The organism is Marinobacter lipolyticus SM19 (assembly GCF_000397065.2).
GTDB classification, from domain to species: Bacteria; Pseudomonadota; Gammaproteobacteria; order Pseudomonadales; family Oleiphilaceae; genus Marinobacter; species Marinobacter lipolyticus.
Map to the genome: position 1 here is coordinate 453,772 of NZ_KE007306.1, position 18,587 is coordinate 472,358.

18 protein-coding genes and 1 pseudogene are annotated in these 18,587 nt (G+C 56.9%); 8 read left to right on the forward strand and 11 right to left on the reverse strand.

Going from position 1 to position 18,587, the window contains the following annotated elements; translation table 11 throughout:
* Window positions 1–80: 80 nt before the first annotated feature.
* Window positions 81–1,058, reverse strand: coding sequence for an NADPH:quinone oxidoreductase family protein (locus MARLIPOL_RS02030; RefSeq protein WP_012136395.1), 978 nt, complete (start codon window positions 1,056–1,058; stop codon window positions 81–83).
* A 133-nt stretch (window positions 1,059–1,191) separates the two neighbouring features.
* The gene (locus MARLIPOL_RS02035; RefSeq protein WP_012136396.1) at window positions 1,192–1,761 is read right to left on the reverse strand and encodes a BLUF domain-containing protein; all 570 of its coding nucleotides are present in this window, start codon (window positions 1,759–1,761) and stop codon (window positions 1,192–1,194) included.
* Between the two features lie 175 nt (window positions 1,762–1,936).
* On the opposite strand from MARLIPOL_RS02035, the gene MARLIPOL_RS02040 reads away from it, so the two are divergent.
* From MARLIPOL_RS02040 to MARLIPOL_RS02060, 5 genes are all read left to right on the forward strand, one after another.
* Window positions 1,937–2,548, forward strand: a complete 612-nt coding sequence (locus MARLIPOL_RS02040) for a trimeric intracellular cation channel family protein (protein ID WP_012136397.1) — start codon at window positions 1,937–1,939, stop codon at window positions 2,546–2,548.
* Window positions 2,549–2,695: 147 nt separating this feature from the next.
* Entirely contained in the window at window positions 2,696–3,994 is a 1,299-nt protein-coding gene (locus MARLIPOL_RS02045) for an NCS2 family permease (protein ID WP_012136398.1), read from the forward strand.
* Between the two features lie 30 nt (window positions 3,995–4,024).
* Complete coding sequence (locus MARLIPOL_RS02050; protein WP_012136399.1) at window positions 4,025–4,567, forward strand: adenine phosphoribosyltransferase; 543 nt, start codon at window positions 4,025–4,027, stop codon at window positions 4,565–4,567.
* Window positions 4,568–4,589: 22 nt separating this feature from the next.
* Window positions 4,590–5,252, forward strand: coding sequence for a fumarylacetoacetate hydrolase family protein (locus MARLIPOL_RS02055; protein ID WP_012136400.1), 663 nt, complete (start codon window positions 4,590–4,592; stop codon window positions 5,250–5,252).
* 48 nt (window positions 5,253–5,300) lie between these two features.
* Window positions 5,301–6,611, forward strand: a complete 1,311-nt coding sequence (locus tag MARLIPOL_RS02060; RefSeq protein WP_012136401.1) for an ABC1 kinase family protein — start codon at window positions 5,301–5,303, stop codon at window positions 6,609–6,611.
* 8 nt (window positions 6,612–6,619) lie between these two features.
* On the opposite strand, the pseudogene MARLIPOL_RS02065 reads toward MARLIPOL_RS02060, so the two are convergent.
* A pseudogene (locus tag MARLIPOL_RS02065) lies at window positions 6,620–7,048 on the reverse strand (SIR2 family NAD-dependent protein deacylase); the annotation flags it as partial.
* Window positions 7,048–8,451: an FAD-binding oxidoreductase gene (locus MARLIPOL_RS02070; protein WP_012136403.1), complete on the reverse strand. Its 1,404-nt coding sequence runs from the start codon at window positions 8,449–8,451 to the stop codon at window positions 7,048–7,050. The gene MARLIPOL_RS02070 and the pseudogene MARLIPOL_RS02065, both read right to left, overlap by 1 nt.
* A gap of 189 nt (window positions 8,452–8,640) precedes the next feature.
* On the opposite strand from MARLIPOL_RS02070, the gene serA reads away from it, so the two are divergent.
* Window positions 8,641–9,870, forward strand: a complete 1,230-nt coding sequence (gene serA, locus MARLIPOL_RS02075; protein WP_012136404.1) for a phosphoglycerate dehydrogenase — start codon at window positions 8,641–8,643, stop codon at window positions 9,868–9,870.
* Window positions 9,871–9,945: 75 nt separating this feature from the next.
* On the opposite strand, the gene MARLIPOL_RS02080 is transcribed toward serA, so the two are convergent.
* Window positions 9,946–11,238: a S8 family peptidase gene (locus MARLIPOL_RS02080; protein ID WP_012136405.1), complete on the reverse strand. Its 1,293-nt coding sequence runs from the start codon at window positions 11,236–11,238 to the stop codon at window positions 9,946–9,948.
* Window positions 11,239–11,459: 221 nt separating this feature from the next.
* Here MARLIPOL_RS02080 and MARLIPOL_RS02085 point away from each other — a divergent pair, with 221 nt between their 5' ends.
* Window positions 11,460–11,744 (forward strand): sll1863 family stress response protein, encoded by a 285-nt coding sequence (locus MARLIPOL_RS02085; protein WP_012136406.1) that lies wholly within the window; start codon window positions 11,460–11,462, stop codon window positions 11,742–11,744.
* Window positions 11,745–11,801: 57 nt separating this feature from the next.
* On the opposite strand, the gene MARLIPOL_RS02090 is transcribed toward MARLIPOL_RS02085, so the two are convergent.
* Window positions 11,802–12,458, reverse strand: coding sequence for an OmpA family protein (locus MARLIPOL_RS02090; protein WP_012136407.1), 657 nt, complete (start codon window positions 12,456–12,458; stop codon window positions 11,802–11,804).
* Window positions 12,459–12,482: 24 nt separating this feature from the next.
* Window positions 12,483–13,502, reverse strand: coding sequence for an alpha/beta hydrolase (locus MARLIPOL_RS02095; protein WP_036190287.1), 1,020 nt, complete (start codon window positions 13,500–13,502; stop codon window positions 12,483–12,485).
* Between the two features lie 135 nt (window positions 13,503–13,637).
* Here MARLIPOL_RS02095 and MARLIPOL_RS02100 point away from each other — a divergent pair, with 135 nt between their 5' ends.
* Window positions 13,638–14,531 (forward strand): alpha/beta hydrolase, encoded by an 894-nt coding sequence (locus tag MARLIPOL_RS02100; RefSeq protein WP_012136409.1) that lies wholly within the window; start codon window positions 13,638–13,640, stop codon window positions 14,529–14,531.
* On the opposite strand, the gene MARLIPOL_RS02105 is transcribed toward MARLIPOL_RS02100, so the two are convergent.
* The 4 genes from MARLIPOL_RS02105 to MARLIPOL_RS02120 are packed head-to-tail and all read right to left on the reverse strand — an operon-like array spanning window position 14,509 to window position 18,530.
* Window positions 14,509–14,784, reverse strand: a complete 276-nt coding sequence (locus MARLIPOL_RS02105; protein WP_012136410.1) for a GIY-YIG nuclease family protein — start codon at window positions 14,782–14,784, stop codon at window positions 14,509–14,511. The two genes, MARLIPOL_RS02100 and MARLIPOL_RS02105, sit on opposite strands and share 23 nt — an antisense overlap.
* Window positions 14,781–15,686, reverse strand: coding sequence for a DMT family transporter (locus MARLIPOL_RS02110; protein WP_012136411.1), 906 nt, complete (start codon window positions 15,684–15,686; stop codon window positions 14,781–14,783). The genes MARLIPOL_RS02105 and MARLIPOL_RS02110 overlap by 4 nt, the downstream gene beginning before the upstream one ends.
* Complete coding sequence (locus tag MARLIPOL_RS02115) at window positions 15,683–17,065, reverse strand: sigma-54-dependent transcriptional regulator (RefSeq protein ID WP_012136412.1); 1,383 nt, start codon at window positions 17,063–17,065, stop codon at window positions 15,683–15,685. Before MARLIPOL_RS02115 ends, MARLIPOL_RS02110 begins: the two co-directional genes overlap by 4 nt.
* Window positions 17,058–18,530 carry an ATP-binding protein gene (locus tag MARLIPOL_RS02120; RefSeq protein ID WP_012136413.1) on the reverse strand — a complete coding sequence of 491 codons (1,473 nt, stop codon included), beginning with the start codon at window positions 18,528–18,530 and terminating at the stop codon, window positions 17,058–17,060. The genes MARLIPOL_RS02115 and MARLIPOL_RS02120 overlap by 8 nt, the downstream gene beginning before the upstream one ends.
* Window positions 18,531–18,587: the final 57 nt, after the last annotated feature.

Genomic DNA, 18,587 nt, shown 5'->3' on the forward strand with positions numbered 1-18,587 from the left:
GGTTTTTGGGAAGGCCTGCCCGACACGGCGTCACCACCAAATCAAGCAGGCTACAATAACCTAACTCCCAAGCTGCAGACCTAGCCGACCTTAAGCACCACCTTCCCGGTAGCGCGCCGCTCAGTCAGGGCACCCAGAGCTTTCGCGTAGTCCTCGAATTCGAACACTTCGCTGATCTTCGGATCGATCTTGCCCTCGGCGTAGAGCTTCATCAGCTCCATCATGTTCTGGGCGCTGGCCTCCGGTTCGCGCTGGGTGAAGCTACCCCAGAATACGCCGACCACGGAACAGCCCTTCAGCAGTGTCAGGTTAGCGGGAATCTTGGGGATATCGCCGGCGGCGAAGCCGATGATCAGGTGGCGGCCGTTCCAGGCCATGGCGCGCAGGGCCTGTTCAGTGAAGTCCCCGCCGACCGGATCGTAGATGACATCCACACCTTTGCTCTTGGTCAGCTTCTTCACCGCCTCTTTCAGCGGCTCTTCGGTGTAATTGATCAGTTCATCTGCACCGGCTGCTTTCGCCACCGCCAGCTTCTCGGCGGAACTGGCTGCGGCAATAACGTGGGCGCCCATGGCTTTGCCCAGCTCCACAGTCGCCAGGCCAACACCGCCACTGGCACCCAGTACCAGCAGGGTTTCGCCCGGCTGCAGATTAGCGCGTTGCTTCAGTGCATAGTAAGAGGTGCCATAGACCATGGAAAAAGCCGCGGCCTTTTCGTCGGGCATGGCATCAGGTACCGGCAGCAGGTTCTGTTCCGGCGCCACGATTTCCTCAGCGAAGGCACCGTATCCGGTCAGGCCGGCGACCCGGTCGCCCGGTTTGAAGCGGGTAACTTTTTCACCCACCTCAAGTACTTCACCGGCCATTTCACCGCCAGGTGAAAATGGCAGGGACGGCTTCAACTGGTACTTGTTTTCAATGATAAGGGTATCGGGGAAGTTCAGACCCGCCGCCTTCACGCGGATTTTTACACCGTGACCTTTGACCTCGGGACTCGCAACATCTTCTATCACCAGCTTCTCGGCCGGGCCGTATTCTTTACAGAGGATGGCTTTCATTCTGAGACTCCATTGTTTTTGGGAAAACGTAAGTGCCGTTTTTGATTCCCATCAAGCTAAACAGAGTCACTCCATGAAGCAAATAAAGATATCTTATCCAGCCGCATTAGGCTGGCTTATGACCCTGAGCTCATCAGAGCAGGGTTCCGGCGTAGGCGAGTGCACCAATCAAACCGATAGCAGCAATCACCAAACCGAACGTGATGCCTTTCGAGAAGAATCCTGGCTGGCTCGCTGCAACATTGTGATCCGCATTATGGTTCACCAGCTTATGATCGTGGCTGGAACTGCGGATAAGATCGATCATCTCCTCACACTGTTCCGCGGAGAACTGCACAGGATTGAACGTTTCAAGACCGTGCTTGCTGAGTAGCCTGCGGACGTCGCTTGAAGCCGGTACATACTTCATAGACAAATTGCTGAAGGTGCGCCGCGTCACCGGCGCTTCAATCAGCGTCCTGACATTACGATGGCGTCCATCCGCAATGATGCGTTTGAAGGTGCTTCGTACAGCCTCTTCCTCACCTTCCAGATACTGGAAGAAATGACCGTCACCGTAGTACAGGCCACCGACAATTTCGCGCCGGGCGTTGTTCTTGCGCGACGTCATCAGAATTCTGGCGACATGGGGTTCAACACCCTGCTCTGCCGGTTTGGCTTCAAAGGTCGCTTCACTGGCATACGCAAGGCGAATCAGGGCCATGAAAGAATCTCCATACAATGAATGGACAGATAGTGTGCAACGAATACGTTTCCTATCCCGCTTACAGATCACTTCACAGCCCGCCACGGGGGTGAATCCAGGCCCGTTTTAGGCTATCCTTCGCGCACTCAAACCCGGCTGGTTCGCCGCTGTTTCCTGTCTTTCACGGTCCGTTATGTTCGATATCATCTATTTTCTTGAAATGATTGGCGTTGTTGCGTTCGCCATTTCAGGAATGATTGTTGCGCGATCCAAAAATATGGATCCCGTGGGTGTGTTTACCATTGGTTTCATCACGGCACTGGGCGGCGGAACCCTGCGGGACCTGATGATGGACAACCATCCGCTGTACTGGATCAAGCACCAGGAGCAGCCCATTCTCATTCTCGCCATCGCCATTGTGTTCAGTTACTGGCGTCGGGCGGAAAGAATCCGTGAATCACGAATTGTATTTCCCGATGCCATTGGCCTGGGCATTTTCTCCATTCTCGGCGCTCAGCTTGCGCTGGACCTTGGGCATTCGTGGTTTATTGCATCCCTGCTCGGCGTAATGACCGGCACCTTCGGCGGCGCCCTGCGGGATACCCTGTGTAACGAGGTACCGTTCATTTTCCGCAAGGACCAGATCTACGCCTCTATTTCATTCGCCGGTTGTTGGCTTTATTTTGTGTGCCAATGGACCATGGAGAGCGAAACCATGGCTCTGAGTGTAGGCCTGTTATTTATCGTTCTTGTGCGAATGCTGGCTGTCCGGTTTGATATCAGGTTGCAGCGGGATCCTCACTAGGGGCAATCCGTAACATTGAATCACCGATCATCCCTTGGCCTGACGTCCCTCAGTCGGTAAGATTGCCGTTTTTTCACACAATCCCGGTTTATCGACGCTTTTCAACCCCGAAACCCTACCCAGAACTCAGTGAGGCAGTCCCCCGTCATGCTTGAGCGACTATTCCAGTTAAAGGCCCATGGCACCGATGTTCGTAAAGAGTTGGTGGCCGGCATTACCACCTTCCTGACCATGGCTTACATCATTGTGGTCAATCCCAGCATCCTGTCCTCCACCGGTATGGATTTTGGCGCGGTGTTCGTCGCCACGTGTCTGGCGGCAGTCATCGGCACGCTTATTATGGGGCTGTGGGCCAACTACCCCATCGCCCTGGCTCCGGGCATGGGGCTGAATGCGTTTTTCTCGTTCACCGTGGTCGGCAGCATGGGTTACAGCTGGCAGGTGGCCCTGGGGGCGGTCTTCCTGTCCGGCTTTCTGTTCTTTCTGCTCAGTATTTTCAGGGTGCGGGAATGGATTATTAACAGTATCCCGATGTCACTGCGGTTCGGTATCTCCGCAGGTATCGGCTTTTTCCTGGCCCTGATCGCCCTCAAGAATGCCGGCATTGTTGTGGATCATCCCGCCACTCTGGTCGGCCTGGGCGAACTGAAGGGTGCCGAGAGTCTCCTGTTCTTCGGCGGCTTCTTGTTGATCTGCGCCCTGTCATTCCGGCAGGTCACCGGCGCCGTCATGATCGGGATCATTGCGGTTACCGGCGCTGCCATGGCCCTGGGGATGGTGGAATATAAGGGCTTTATATCGGCACCACCGAGCCTCGCCCCGACCTTTATGCAATTGGATCTCGTTGGTGCACTGAACGTCGGCATGATCAGCGTGGTATTTGCGTTCCTGTTTGTTGATCTGTTCGATACATCCGGCACCCTGATCGGTGCGGCACAGCGCGGTGGCCTGCTGGACAAGGATGGCAAGCTCCCGCGCCTGGGCCGGGCGCTGATGTCAGACTCGGTAGCCACCATGTCGGGCGCGGCGCTGGGTACCTCCACGACGACCAGCTACATTGAGTCCACAGCGGGGATTTCCGCGGGCGGCCGGACCGGGCTGACAGCCGTGGTCGTTGCCGCCCTGTTCCTTGCCTGCCTGCTGCTCTCTCCCATCGCCAGCATTATCCCGCCCTATGCAACGGCGCCCGCGCTGCTCTACGTCGCGGTGCTTATGACCAGTGGCCTCAAACTGATCGACTGGGATGACATCACCGAAGCCGCTCCGGCGGTCGTTACAGCCCTGATGATGCCGCTGACGTTTTCCATTGCAAACGGTATCGCACTGGGCTTTATCACCTACGCTATTCTTAAAGCATTGAGTGGCCGCTGGCCCGACCTTAACGCCAGCGTTGTCATTATTGCCGTTGTCTTTATCCTGAAATTCATCTTCCTGGACGTGGCCTGAGCCACATCCTGATTGATCACCGGAACAGTTATGGACTACTTCTCAGAGAGCATCAAAAGCACCATTCGCACGGTACCAGACTGGCCACAGCCAGGTGTTGCTTTCCGTGACATCACCACCGTGCTTCAGGACAAGACGGCCTTTCGTAAGTTAATTGATGCCTTTGTGCACCGTTACCACGGTAAGGAGATTGATGCTGTCGCCGCCGTGGATGCCCGCGGTTTTATCATTGGTTCGGCTCTGGCCTATGAACTGAACGCATCATTGGTGCTGGTACGCAAGAAAGGCAAACTTCCGTTCGACACCCTGGTGGAAGATTACGAACTGGAGTACGGCACCGCCTCGGTGGAACTGCACAAGGATGCCTTCAAGCCCGGTGACAATGTTGTTCTGGTCGATGACCTGATTGCCACCGGCGGAACCATGCTGGCCGCCACACGACTGATCCGTCGTATCGGGGCTGACATCGTGGAAGTGGCAGCCATGATCGACCTGCCGGATCTCGGCGGCTCACGGAAGCTGCGGGAAGAAGGGTTACAGGTTTATACTGTTTGTTCATTCGAAGGCGATTAGCACAAACCATCAGGAGGCGGCCATGCCCGATTATCAGCACCACTGGAAGGACGGCACCCCCGTTCATTTGCCACTGGGAAAGATTGTCTGTATCGGCCGCAACTATGCGGAGCACGCCAGGGAGCTCAACAATCCGGTACCCGATGAACCGCTGCTGTTTATCAAACCTTCCACTTCAGCGGTTCATATTACCCGCCCCCTGGACTTCCCCCGTGACCGGGGTGATGTTCATTTCGAGACGGAACTGGCGGTTCTCATTGGACGCCCCATCACCAACGCTTCCGCCATTGAAGCGGAGGCTGCCATCCTGGGCTATGGCCTGGCACTGGACCTTACCCTGCGGGACGTTCAAAGCCTGTTGAAAGAAAAACGACAGCCCTGGGAAAGGGCCAAAGCGTTTGACGGTGCCTGCCCGTTGTCGCCTTTCGTCGCCGCAGACAAGCTCAGGAAGGACCACCTCACCTTTACCCTCGACATCGACGGCAAGCGTCAGCAAACCGGCGATACCCGCGATATGCTCAACCCGATCATTCCACTGATTGCCCATATGAGCAGTCAGTTCACGCTGATGCCGGGAGACGTGGTGCTGACGGGCACCCCCAGTGGCGTCGGCGCCCTGGCATCCGGGCAGATCCTGTCCCTGGAACTGGAAGACGTCCTGTTTGTCGAAACCCGGGTCATTTAGCGTAAGATAGGGTCCAAACCTTTCTGCCGCTCAGGACGTATTCAGTACATGGCTAAAAAACCGGTGACCTCCCGCAGTGGACGCTTCTTCAAGCTCGCAGGCATGACCGCCTCCGTGGCAGGGCAATATGCCGGGCAGAGAGCCCGCCGCCTGTTCGGCACCGAGAACGACGAAGGTGCTCAAAGTGAAAGCTACACCCGCATGGCCGGTCAGATCGCCGATACTCTGGGCGAACTGAAAGGAGCGGTCATGAAAGTGGGTCAAATTGCGTCCCAGACCCAGGATTTCCTGCCCAAAGAGTTCTCCGAGGCCCTGGAGAAGCTACAGAAAGAAGCACCGCCGATGCCGTTCGAGGTGATTGTCGCGCAGGTGGAGTCCGAACTCGGAAAGCCGGTACCTGAGCTGTTTGAATACTTGCAGGAGACGCCCTACGCCGCCGCCTCTATCGGGCAGGTCCATCGGGCACGCTTGCACGATGGCACCGATGTGATCGTCAAAGTCCAGTACCCCGGTGTGGATGAATCCTGTGACTCGGATCTGAAACAACTGCGCCTTGCTCTGAAACTCGGTGGTCTGCTGAAGATGCCCAAGGAAACCGTTGACCAGCTGTTCGGCGAGATCCGGGTGCGTCTCAAGGAAGAGCTGGATTACGAAAACGAAGCCCGCAACCTGAAGATGTTCCGGGAGTTCCATGCGGAGGATCCCTGGGTCATCATCCCCACCGTCATCGACAGCCATTCCTCCCGGCGGGTACTCACCCTGGAACTGGTGGAAGGCGACCATGTCAGCCAGGTTACACCGGCCCGCTATGATCAGGACACCATCAATCTGATCGGCCACCGCATTCTCACCACCATGGCTGACCAACTGTTCCGTTTCCAGTGCATCCATGGCGACCCCCATGCGGGCAATTTTGCCTACCGGCCCGACGGTTCGGTGATCATGTACGACTTCGGCTGTGTGAAGAAACTGAAACCGGAGATAGTAGAAGCCTATCGTAAGGTTCTGATTGCCGCCCTGGACGAAGACTACCAGGCCCTGGACCGTCACCTGATCGATCTGGGAGCACGGGTGGGAAGCCAACCCGCCGTGGATGAAGCCTATTACGCCATGTGGCGGGATATCCTGATTGTGCCCTTTGACCAGGACGAACCTTACGACTTCGCCGAATCCGAGCTACACAAGCACGTCGCAGCCAAGACCAGTACGGTCTTCAAATACCTGGACTACTTCAAGCCGCCGGTGGAGAGCATCTTTATTGACCGGATGATTGCTGGGCATTACTGGATGCTAAAGCGGTTGGGGGTTCAGGCTGCTTTTAGAAGTGAACTGGAGAAATATCTCAAGGCCGTGGAGTGAGTGCTGTTGTGGGGCCGGAGCTGGGCGCCGTGGTCGCAGGTATCACCCGGGGCGATGTCCCGGTAACCGATGTCATACACCAGTTCCGGAAAGCGGGAACTGCGGGCTTTGGTCAGTTCACCGTGCAGGTGAATCACGTTGGAGGAACCGCCGCGTTCGTGAAGGTCGTCCACATTCTGGGTGACAATCGTGACGCGATACCTTTTTTCCAGCTCACCCAGCAGGCGGTGAGCCTGACTGGGTCGGGCGGTCTGAAGCTGGCGTCGGCGATCGTTGTAGAACCGCAGCACCAGTTCCTGGTTGCGCTCAAAGGCTTCCGGGGTGGCCACATCGTACACACTGTGCTGCTCCCACAGCCCGCCGTTGTCACGGAAGGTGGAGAGTCCGCTTTCGGCGCTGATACCAGCGCCTGTCAGTACGACGATGTGATCCTGCATCAGTCGAATATCTTGCCCGGGTTGATGATGCCGTTGGGGTCGAAAACCTGCTTGATCCCCTTCAGGTAGGCGATCTCCGCTTCACTGCGGGTGTAATGCAGATAAGGCTTCTTGGTCATGCCAACGCCGTGTTCCGCGGAGACGCTGCCCTGGTAACGCTCAACAATCTCGAACACCCACTTGTTGACCTGCTGGCACTTCTCGAAGAAATCCTCTTTCGCCATATCTTCCGGCTTGAGGATGTTCAGGTGCAGGTTGCCGTCTCCGATATGGCCGAACCAGATGATCTCGAAGTCCGGGTAATGCTCGTTCACCACGGCGTCAATTTCCTGCAGGAAGCCAGGCACCTTGGACACCACCACGGAAATATCGTTCTTGTAGGGCGTACGCGGCGCGATGGATTCGGAGATCCGCTCCCTCAGCTGCCACAGATTGTTGGCCTGGGTTTCGCTCTGGCTGATCACGCCGTCCAGTACCCAGCCGTTCTCCACGCACTGCTCAAACAGGGTCATGGCGTCTTCCATTACCTGATCGGATACCGCTTCGAATTCCAGCAACGCGTAATACGGAGCCTCGGTTTCGAACGGCGCCTGCACCTGGCCGTGGGCCAGCACGTGCCCCATGGCCTCGTGTGAGAAAAACTCGTAGGCGGTCAGGTCGATCTGCTTCTGGAACGTCTGCAGCACATCCATGGTGTTGGTCAGGTCATTGAGACCCAGCACCAGTACGGTCAGGTTGTCCGGTTTGCGGGACAGCTTCATGGTCGCTTCGGTGATAAAGCCCAGCGTGCCTTCGGCACCGATAAACAGATGCCGCAGATCATAACCGGTGTTGTTCTTTTCCAGGTCCTTGTTCAGGTCCAGAATATCGCCCTTGCCGGTTACGACCTTGAGGCCGGCTACCCAGTCACGGCTCATGCCGTAGCGAATCACCTTGATCCCGCCGGCATTGGTGGACAGGTTGCCCCCCAGCTGGCTGGAGCCGGCAGAGGCGAAGTCCACCGGGTAATACAGGCCATTTTCTTCTGCGAATGTCTGCAACTGCTCGGTCACCACACCCGCCTGACAACGCACGGTGCGGTCACTGGCACTGAAATCCAGAATCTGGTTCATGTTATCGAACGCCACCACCACTTCACCGTTGGCGGCAACTGCGCCCGCGCTCAGGCCGGTACGACCACCGGAGGGCACCAGTGCCACCTGGTTCTCATTGGCGAACTTCACCAGTGCCTGCACCTGCTCCGTTGTCTTCGGCAGCACAATGGCCAGCGGCTTCGGGGGATAAATCTTGGTCCAGTCCTTGCCGTAGTTTTCCAGGTCTGCCGGATCGGTCAGCACTTTACCGGGGGCATCCCCTGCGGCAATCAGCTCTCTCAGCGAAGCGATAATCTGTTCGGAATTCATGAAGCTATCAGTCTCGTAAGGGTTGGACGGCGGGCCTGCATTCAGCGAATCACGGGGCAATTGATTCAGGCAATCCGACGCGCTGTGAAAATCTGCGTTTATGGTATCATACCGCCCCTGTTCTGTGAGCCAGCCCGACGATCCTGGCTCCAGGTCATTTCACGTGACGAAAGGTTCGGAAGCAAGCCCATGTCAAATACGTCTCTCGAAAAGAGCAAAATCCGGATCCTGCTGCTGGAAGGCGTGCATCAATCTGCTATTGATACCCTGAATGCCGCAGGCTACACCAACATCGAGTACCTGACTCACTCGCTGGCCGAGGAAGACCTGATTGAGAAGATTGCCGACGCGCACTTCGTCGGGATTCGCTCGCGCACCCAGCTGACCGAGAAAGTATTTGATGCCGCCCAGAAATTGGTGGCAGTGGGTTGTTTCTGTATTGGCACAAACCAGGTAGACCTGCAGGCGGCGACCCGCCGCGGCATTGCCGTATTCAACGCCCCGTTCTCCAACACCCGCAGTGTGGCTGAGCTGGTGCTGGCACAGGCTATCCTGCTGCTGCGCGGCGTTCCCGAGAAAAGCGCGAAGGCCCATCGCGGTGAATGGCTGAAATCCGCCAAGAACAGCTATGAGATTCGCGGCAAGAAGCTGGGAATCATCGGCTATGGCAACATCGGCACCCAATTCAGCGTCCTGGCCGAAGGCCTGGGCATGGACGTGTACTTCTACGATGTGGTTTCCAAGCTGTCAATCGGTAACGCCACCCAGGTGGGCACGCTACAGGAGCTGCTGAATATATCCGATGTGGTCAGCCTGCACGTACCGGAAACCCCCTCGACCAAGTACATGTTCAAGGCCGAGCAGTTCGCACAGATGAAGCCCGGCTCCATCCTGATGAACGCTTCCCGGGGAACCGTCGTGGATATTGACGCCCTGGCGGACGCCCTGCGAAGCGGCAAGCTTCTGGGCGCGGCGATCGACGTATTCCCGGTCGAGCCAAAATCCAACGACGAGGAATTCATTTCTCCGTTGCGGGAGTTCGATAACGCGATCCTGACCCCACACGTCGGCGGTTCAACCATCGAGGCCCAGGAGAACATCGGCCGAGAAGTGGCAGAAAAGCTGGCGATGTACAGCGACAACGGCACCTCGGTGTCTTCCGTGAACTTCCCGGAAGTGGCGCTGCCCTCGCATCCTAACCAGCACCGTCTGCTGCACATTCATGAGAACGTGCCGGGCGTGATGTCAGAGATCAACCAGGTGTTTTCGGAGAATGGCATCAACATTTGCGGCCAGTACCTGCAAACCAAGGAAGACATTGGTTACGTCGTTATTGACGTAGACAAGGAGTATGGCGAGCTGGCGCTGGAGAAACTGATCCACGTCAAAGGCACCATTCGCTGCCGCGTTCTGTTCTGATCTGATCAGATCGACGAATAGTCCATAAAAAACGGGAGCCTCGGGCTCCCGTTTTTTATTCTGCCTGCGGCGACGTTATTGAGGCGCGCGCAGCAACAGGTTCGGCGAACCTGCCTTGATGCCACTCAGAACATTCGCCGTCGCCATCTCCTGAATGGCGGCGCCCACCTGGCCCGGGCTCAAGCTCCCCTGACCACCCAATACCAGGGCTGCAACACCCGCCACATGAGGCGAAGCCATCGAAGTACCGCTGATGGTGTTGGTTTCGGTGTCAGTCTGATACCAGGCCGCCGTAATGTCGGATCCGGGCGCAAACAGATCTACACACTCACCGTGGTTGGAGAAGGACGAACGCTGATCCTCGCGGGTAGTACTGCCCACCGTAATGGCCTCTGCCACGCGGTTGGGGGAACCGGAGCAGGCGTCTGCATCGCTGTTACCTGCGGCGACAACAAAGGTCACACCTTTCTGAATCGCGCCCTTCACTGCAAAGTCCAATGCGTCTGAATTGCCACCCCCGAGGGACATATTGGCAACCGCTGGCGCTTGATGGTTTTCAGCAACCCAGTCCACACCAGCAATCACGTCAGCATTCGAACCGGCACCGGAACAGTCCAGCACCCGCACCGCAGCCACGGAGGCCGCCTTGGCGACACCATACTCGGAACCCACGGCTGTGCTGGCTACATGAGTACCATGGCCATTGCAGTCGGTTGTATCAGCGGGGTCGGTTTCTCCTCCAACGTTCAACAGAGAACCAATCAAAGGCAGGCCGCCCAGTCCCAACAGTCCAGTGTCGTTCGCGGCGAAGTTGCGCCCCTCAATCACACGGCCAGTAAACTCGACATGGCTGTCCCGCAGACCTGTGTCGATGATATAGACGTTGGTGCCCGCGCCGGCGGAGGCTGGATAACGATATAACTCATCCAGAGGCAAAAACTGCTGATCAATGCGGTCCAGCCCCCAGGTTGCGCCCTGTTGAACTTCCGAATTGGCGGCAACCACGCGATCCGGTTCAACAGCCAGTACGCCGGGCAGAGAGGACAGCAGCTCAGCTTGTGCTTCGGTCAACTCGACGGCAGCGCCAGTCAGTGCTGTGCTGTAGAGATGAAGTATCTCCCCGCCGCCAACAGCCAGCAGCAGGGATTCAACACCCGCTTGCAAGTCCGCCAATCCGAGCAGCTCGGGCAACTGGGGATCAAGAGTCAGGATATAACGCCCGGGCAGAACATCACCGGGTTGCAACTCCTGCTGGGTGGTTTCTTCAGTGGAGCCAGCGATGAGCCCCAACAGGCCACCATGGACTACGGGAGAGGAAGCGACCAGTGCCACACCGAGACAAACGGCGGGGAACATTCTGTTGATCATAGTGCTCGTCCTTTTTTTTGGTTTTTCAGGCATTCGAGCGTGACAATCTGTCACAACTGGCGCCTCCCACAACATGGCTGCGAAGGCCAAAGTGTGAACAAGTTACCGATATTTAACGGCCGGGGTTTTTATTTACACTTGAGAAACTGCCAATAACGTCCATGGTTAATAGGGGAAGGGTTCGCTCAGTTCCCATGCTTATCCCATAAGAGGAGCAGACTATGTCATTGAAGGATTCCCTGCTGACCAAGTTGGAAACACAGACCGAACGCTGGAGCAAGCAGATCGACAGTCTCAGGGCAGACGCTGAACACAAAATGGCAAAAGCCAAAGACGACCAGGCCGAGGCGGAAATTCAGAAAGAATTTTCCGAGAAGGTGCAGCAACTGGAAGAAAGGATTGAGGATGCCCGAAAAAAACTGGGGGAAGTGAGGGATTCCGGAGAAGACCGGCTCCAGGACCTGAAAGACCGCATCGATGAGTGGCTTCCCAGCAATACCAACTAACCACAAAAAAGCCCCGGTGTTGTACGACACCGGGGCTTATTCTGTCCGAAACAGATCTTACTGCATCGGTACCAGCGTCAGCTCTACCCGACGGTTCTGCTCCCGTCCGGCAGCCGTGTCATTGGACGCGATCGGGTAACGCGGGCCATAACCCACTGCCCGGGTACGCTTGGGCTCAATGCCCTGATTGAGCAGGAAGTCCCTTACGGAACCGGCACGACGCTCACTCAGCAGCTGGTTGTAGTTCTGGGAACCGGTGCTGTCAGTGTGACCATCGATCTGGATGATGGTCTTGTCGAACTCTTTCAGTACCAGGCCAACGGACTCCAGAGTGTTGCTGAAGGAGGGCTTGATCGTGGACTGATCGGTATCGAAGGTGATGTTGCCAGGCATGACCAGCTCAATCTCATCACCGTTACGGACAACCCGCACGCCTGAACCTTCCAGTTTGCGGCGAAGCTCGGCTTCCTGCTTATCCATGTAGTAGCCGATACCACCACCAATCGCAGCACCACTGGCGGCGCCAATCAGGGCACCCTTGCCACGGTCACTGCTGCTTGATGTCGCAGCGCCCACAGCGGCACCACCGATAGCGCCAATGATACTTCCCTTAGTGGCACTGGAGGTTTTCTCTTCCCCGGTGTACGGGTCATACGTCATACAGCCACCCAAACCAACGGTGGCAACCGCAAATGCGAGAACAGTCTTTTTCACAGCATACTCCTGGCTTTTTTATCCCTAGCAGGCCTCTGACAGAGGACCCGCATGGTCGTTTGAGAAGGTATCAATAATGGTATTGAATACCGTCGATTGCAGATCCTGTGCTTCGTTCACCAAATGATGACGACCATCCGGAATACGAAGTTCCTCCACCGAGGAAAATTTATTACGAATAATCCGCAAATTATGCTGCCAATCGACAGTCAGGTCTTTTTCGCCCTGAACCACCGTGACCGGAAAATTCACCGGTCTGGCAGACTCAATGTGGGGTACCCAACTCCTCAGAGCCGATACCCAATCCACATGAACCGCCCGCGCCTGAAGCGGGTCGTGTTCTTTCAGGAACCGCAGGAACCGCGTATTCCCGCTATTTTCGGCAAACACCCGACGCCACCGCGTCAGGAAGGGTCTGGCCAGGCTATGCAGTAACTTTGCACCAAGCCATCCCATGGGTCTGATCAATGGCGCCAACAACACGATCCGACGAAATTCCGACGTCTGTTGATCGTGCTGGTTCGACAACAGGTAATCGATCAGGATAGCCCCTCCGGTGCTCTGCCCGACTGCATACCAGGGGCCCCTCACTTTACCTTTCATCCGGGCTATCACCTCAGACAGCACCGCCTGGTACTCCAGGAAACTGCCAATGGCCGCCGGTGTGCCACTGGACAGTCCGTGGCCTGGTTGATCATAAGACAGCACATCAAACCCTGCCCCCAGGCAGCGGTCGATCAACTGGCTGTACAACCCCACGTGGTCAAAGTACCCATGAAGGATAAAAACCGTTCCCTTCGATCCGGTGCTCTCCGGTGACCGGAAGTAATGCACCATGACCTGGTGCCGCCCGGCACTGACATAACCCTGATGGTAGCTCACCTCTGGGTGCTCCACCCAGAGATCCAGGCCGTAAAAGCGGCAATAAGCTACCATCTCTTCCCCCAGTTCCCGGGGGGAAGCCGGATCAAACGGTTCAAGCCGGTCCAGCAATGAACTGCGATTCCAGTCCGGAATTTCTATGGTATCTGTTTTCCAGTACACGTAGAGTTACACGCTTGTCATTTAAGGTGATTCAAGATGGCCCTGACGCCCCTTGCCCGCTTCAGCTTCCGCCACTAGGTTAGCACACCACCGTATCAACACGGACAGAACCTGATTATTTCCATGGAGAACCCCATGCTGCAAAACCTGCTCGAAACCAGTTTAAGACAAACCATGAACCGCATGGTTCGTCCCCTGCTGCACCCGGCAGTACCGGTCTCCCTACAGCGCACGTTCACTGCCCAGGCCTATCGAAGCTCCGTTCCTCCCAGGGGCTGCAAGTTCGACACCGTCACCATTGGAGGTATCAAGGGCACCCGCACCCGTCATGGGGCTGCCACGGAGGGGGTTGTTCTATACTTACACGGTGGCGGCTATATTATCGGATCGTCTTCCACCCACCGGGGAATCACCGGCCATCTCGCCAAAGCCAGCGGCCACACCATCATCGCACCGGACTATCGACTGGCGCCGGAACACCCGTTTCCCGCCGCCCTGGATGATGCCGAATCCGCCTACGAAGGGCTGCTGAAGGAAGGACATGCTCCTGCTTCCATAGGCATTGCCGGTGACTCTGCCGGAGGTGGCCTGGCCATCGCCCTGGCCATGCGGCTCCGTGACAAAGGTCGCCCGCTACCGGCTTCGCTTACGGTTTTCTCGCCCTGGGTCGACCTGACGCACCAGCATCTCTATTCTCCAGAACGTGAGCCAGTCCTGCAGCCACGCTGGATTGAAAAAGCAGCCGGGCTTTACGCCGGCAAGGAACCCAGAACGAATCCTCTGATGTCTCCCATCCATGGCGATCTCAGCGGCCTCCCCCCACTACTGATTCAGGTTGGTAGTGAAGAAATCCTCCTGAACGATGCCCAGCGTTTGTCAGAACAGTTCAACCAACAAGGCAGCGATGCCACCCTGGAAATCTATAACAGCCTCTGGCACGTGTTTCATGTCCATGCAGGCCAATTGAGCCGTGCAACCGATGCCCTGGCTGAGGCTGCGGCACACATCAATCGCCACCGGGCAAAGTAATATCTCCCCGCACCAACGCTTCCTTACGGGTGCGGGGCCACTGCTTGAGCTGCCACTCCAACCGGGAAGCGACACTGCGGTCACTGACCTCCGCGGAGAACACCAGCTTCAGCGGCCCTTTCCCTCGCAGACTTCTTGCGCCTTTAGGGCTACCGGCCTGGTGTTCCGAGAACCGGCGTTCCACGTCCGTGGTAATGCCGGTATACAGCGATCCCCTCGCCGTCCTCACCATGTACACGTACCAACAACTCATGCGCCTTCCACCTGTGAAACTCGCTCCCTGACCTTACGTTGCTGCAGCCAGAGTCCGGCCACAATCAATACCAGACCAACGTAGGTCGACGGCAGAATGACTTCCTCCAGGATCAGGGAAATAAACACCAGGGACAGGAACGGGGAAATAAAGATCAGGTTGCTGACCCGCGACGTATTCTCAGCTTTTTTCATGGCATAGGACCACAATACAAAGGCGACCCCCATTTCGAAAACACCAACATAGATAGCGGCGCCAAAGGCCGCCCCCGGCACGATGTCATAGCCGTCGGTAACCCCGCATATCACAGCGATAACCGGCAATCCGCAGAGGAAATTCAGAAACAGCCCCACCACCGGGTCACGGGTATCCCGGGTCGCGATGATCCAATAGGACGCCCAGATCAATGTACTTCCAATGGCCAGCCCGACCCCGAGTGGATCAGAAAATGACAGCGACAGGACATCCCCCCGGGTGGCAATGACCACCACCCCGCCGTAACAGATCAAGCCGGCAATAATATCCAGGCGACGCAGCCGCTGCCCCAGAAAGGGGACAGACATGTAAGCCAGCACCAGCGCCCAGGTATAGTTCAATGGCTGGGCCTCCTGGGCCGGCAGGCGGTCGAAGGCCCCAAACAGCACAAAATAATACAGACATGGGTTAATCAGCCCCAGCCCCATGGACTGCAGGTACTGTTTGCGACTCAATGAGAAAACCAGGTGCCAGCGCCCCTGGACCACCAGGATCGTCGCCATCACGATCACCGATGCCGCACAGGCAATGACCAACATCTGAACGGGGGATAATTCCCGCAGGGAAAGCTTGAACGCGGTAGCAACCGTGGACCAGAGCAGCACCGTCGCCAATCCGTACAACATCGCCTGTTTCTGATTGGTCATTTTTTTTCCCCAACGCCGGCATCCAGCCAGCGATACAGTGTCCTGCGATTTACCCCCAGGATCTGGGCGGCACGGCGTTTGTTCCCAGCCACAGCACGAATGACTTCGCTGACGTAATTCTGCTGGAGGGATTCAAGGGTGGGCCAATCTGCCAGATTATCCGCATTGAGTCGAGTTGGTGAAGCGGGAACGTCAGCCTGGCGCTTACGTATCCTGGCAGGCAGGTGTTCAGGTTGGATCACGTCGCCATCACAAAAAGTCACGGCGCGCTCAATGGCACTGGCAAGCTCCCTTACATTGCCTGGAAACGGATAATCCATCAGCGTCCGGGAAGCCACCTCCCCAAGACGCATAAAGCCACGATTGTGCCGCAGCGCCGCCTCCTTGAGGAAATGCATGGCGAGAATATCAACATCGTCACCTCGCTCCCTTAACGGTGGCACCACCAATGCCAGGGTTTCCAGCCGGTAATAGAGATCTTCGCGAAAGACACCTTCCTCAACCGCCTTCAAAAGATCCACATGGGTCGCCGCAACAATTCGGACATCCACGGTTTCTTCCTGATCGGCCCCCACCGGCTTGATGGTACCCTCCTGTAAAACCCGCAATAACTTGGCCTGCAACGCCAGGGGCATCTCACCGATTTCGTCCAGTAGCAGGGTGCCGCCATCGGCTTCCGCGAACAATCCCTTCCTTGCCTGCCTGGCACCGGTAAACGCGCCCGCTTCATGCCCGAAAAACTCACTCTCCATCAGTTCGTGGGGGATACCCGCACAATTGACCGGCAGGAACGGCTTTTCTTTGCGCTCGCTTTCCTGATGAATAGCCCTCGCCACCAACTCTTTACCAGTGCCGCTCTCGCCATTAATGAGTACGGCGGCATGGCTGCGGGCAACCTGGCGAATTTCGGTGCGCAATCGCCGCATGACCGCACTGTCGCCGACCAGGCCCAGTGCAGCATCCTCGCTGCTTCTGGACTTGTACCGGGCCAACTCACTGGTGATTTCAGCCTGAGCCAGCAGACGTCGAATTTTCAATCGTAGATGATCAGTGGACAACGGCTTGGTAAGGAAATCGTCCGCTCCTGCCTTGAGGGCATCTACGGCCTGATCGACCGTGCCGAACGCTGTGATGATGATAAAGGGTACCGAATGCCCGGCGGCCTGAAGTTCCCGAAGGATAGACAGCCCGTCCGCGTCCGGCAGGCGCAAATCAGAAACAATAAGGCCGGGCATACCTACCAGTGCTTTTTGCTTCCCCTCAGCGGCCGTCGACGCGGTCTCTACACAATAACCGTCCAGTTCCAGTTCTTCCGCCAGCAGCAAACGAAGGCTGGCGTCATCCTCAATCAGCAGGATGGAAGGATGCCTGTCATTCATGCTCACCTCCCGGCCAGAACAGGCTCATACGGCAGCCACCACAGGCGCTTTCACCAATCTCTGCGTAGCCGCCATGCTCCTTGAGAACACTGCTCACCACTGCGAGACCCAGCCCCGTTCCCTCGCCGGCCGGGCGGGTGCTGTAGAAGGGCTCAAAGATACGATCCCGGATGTCGGGTGAAATACCCTCACCGTCATCATCCACGCGGACTTCCCAGAAACCGTTATCGTGCAACAGTGACACCTCGACCCGGGTTTTGCTGGCCTGGCAGGCATTGCGGATTACGTTGACACACGCCAGATCAAGACGGGTCGGTTCGGCCTTGATCCCGGCCTGCTGCTCGAGACCCAGGGTCACGACCGACTTCGCCGAGCATTTGGGATCATCGGAAATGCGGTGGGTCACCTCACGCAGAACCTTCGCCAGATCGGTATTTCTCCGTGAATCCGGCACATGTCGAAAACAATCCAGCAGCTGCTGGATAATTAATGTCATACGCTCCACCTGATGCTCAATGTCGTCCAGGTGCCGCTCCTGCCCCGCCTGCAAACCCGCGCGACGCAGAATATTCGCGCGCCCCTGAATGACGTTCAGCGGAGCCCCAAGCTCGTGAGCCACGCCTCCGGCAACACGGCCAATCATGGCCACCTTTTCCTGGTATTCGAGCTGCTCCGCCAACTCCCTCTCACGCACGACACGCGCACTGATCTCCTCTTCCGCCGCAGTCATCCTTTCGCCCATATCCTGAAGACCTTCATGAATCTGCCGCAGCTCCCGTGGCCCGCCCGGTCGGGAGTCAACACGCCAGTGTCCGGGGGCCAGACCGTACATGATTTCCAATAACCGGCTGACGTGGCGACCCACGGCGCCGTAGTGCCCCAGAACCACCACAAAAATCACCATGAGGGAAAAAGAACACCAGATCACAATCGCCCAAAGACGACTTGAGGCCACGAGTTCATGGAAGTCACTGCGTTTGCGGGTAATCTGCAACAGGCCCTGAATACGGCCATCCTCCGCGACCAGCGGCGTGAACTGAGAAAACACCGACTTTCCATCCACCCGGCGAAAAGCACCCCCCAACTCGCCACTGGTAATGGCATGCTCGGCACTTTTGCTGCTACCGACATCACTGTCCGCAACACCAAGACTGGCAATCTGTTTACCCGCCTCATCAAATACCGAGGCGCCGTACACCCTACCAATCCGGAAGATGGATTCCAGCGACTCCCCCATCACGATTTCATCACCTTCCGACATCGCACGCGAAAGCGGCCCGCTTACAGCCCGCGCAACGAGCTCCAGATCTTCCCTGAGGCGATCATTCAGATTACGCTCAACCGCACCCAGTGCCAGATAAATGGCCAGGCCACTGAATATCATCAGTGGCACCACAAGACTCAACACCAGAGTCAGACGCAGGGAACGAAACATCTTTCCCGCATTCAGAACCGGCCTTTGCATAAGGCACACTCCGACAAAATGTCACACCGTTTTGCCACATGTGGCATATGGTCACAA

Coding starts and splice junctions, on each gene's coding strand:
- MARLIPOL_RS02030 (WP_012136395.1), bottom strand. CDS start 1,058: ATGAAAGCCATCCTCTGTAAAGAATACGGCCCGGCCGAGAAGCTGGTG.
- MARLIPOL_RS02035 (WP_012136396.1), bottom strand. CDS start 1,761: ATGGCCCTGATTCGCCTTGCGTATGCCAGTGAAGCGACCTTTGAAGCC.
- MARLIPOL_RS02040 (WP_012136397.1), top strand. CDS start 1,937: ATGTTCGATATCATCTATTTTCTTGAAATGATTGGCGTTGTTGCGTTC.
- MARLIPOL_RS02045 (WP_012136398.1), top strand. CDS start 2,696: ATGCTTGAGCGACTATTCCAGTTAAAGGCCCATGGCACCGATGTTCGT.
- MARLIPOL_RS02050 (WP_012136399.1), top strand. CDS start 4,025: ATGGACTACTTCTCAGAGAGCATCAAAAGCACCATTCGCACGGTACCA.
- MARLIPOL_RS02055 (WP_012136400.1), top strand. CDS start 4,590: ATGCCCGATTATCAGCACCACTGGAAGGACGGCACCCCCGTTCATTTG.
- MARLIPOL_RS02060 (WP_012136401.1), top strand. CDS start 5,301: ATGGCTAAAAAACCGGTGACCTCCCGCAGTGGACGCTTCTTCAAGCTC.
- MARLIPOL_RS02070 (WP_012136403.1), bottom strand. CDS start 8,451: ATGAATTCCGAACAGATTATCGCTTCGCTGAGAGAGCTGATTGCCGCA.
- serA (WP_012136404.1), top strand. CDS start 8,641: ATGTCAAATACGTCTCTCGAAAAGAGCAAAATCCGGATCCTGCTGCTG.
- MARLIPOL_RS02080 (WP_012136405.1), bottom strand. CDS start 11,238: ATGATCAACAGAATGTTCCCCGCCGTTTGTCTCGGTGTGGCACTGGTC.
- MARLIPOL_RS02085 (WP_012136406.1), top strand. CDS start 11,460: ATGTCATTGAAGGATTCCCTGCTGACCAAGTTGGAAACACAGACCGAA.
- MARLIPOL_RS02100 (WP_012136409.1), top strand. CDS start 13,638: ATGCTGCAAAACCTGCTCGAAACCAGTTTAAGACAAACCATGAACCGC.
- MARLIPOL_RS02105 (WP_012136410.1), bottom strand. CDS start 14,784: ATGAGTTGTTGGTACGTGTACATGGTGAGGACGGCGAGGGGATCGCTG.
- MARLIPOL_RS02110 (WP_012136411.1), bottom strand. CDS start 15,686: ATGACCAATCAGAAACAGGCGATGTTGTACGGATTGGCGACGGTGCTG.
- MARLIPOL_RS02115 (WP_012136412.1), bottom strand. CDS start 17,065: ATGAATGACAGGCATCCTTCCATCCTGCTGATTGAGGATGACGCCAGC.
- MARLIPOL_RS02120 (WP_012136413.1), bottom strand. CDS start 18,530: ATGCAAAGGCCGGTTCTGAATGCGGGAAAGATGTTTCGTTCCCTGCGT.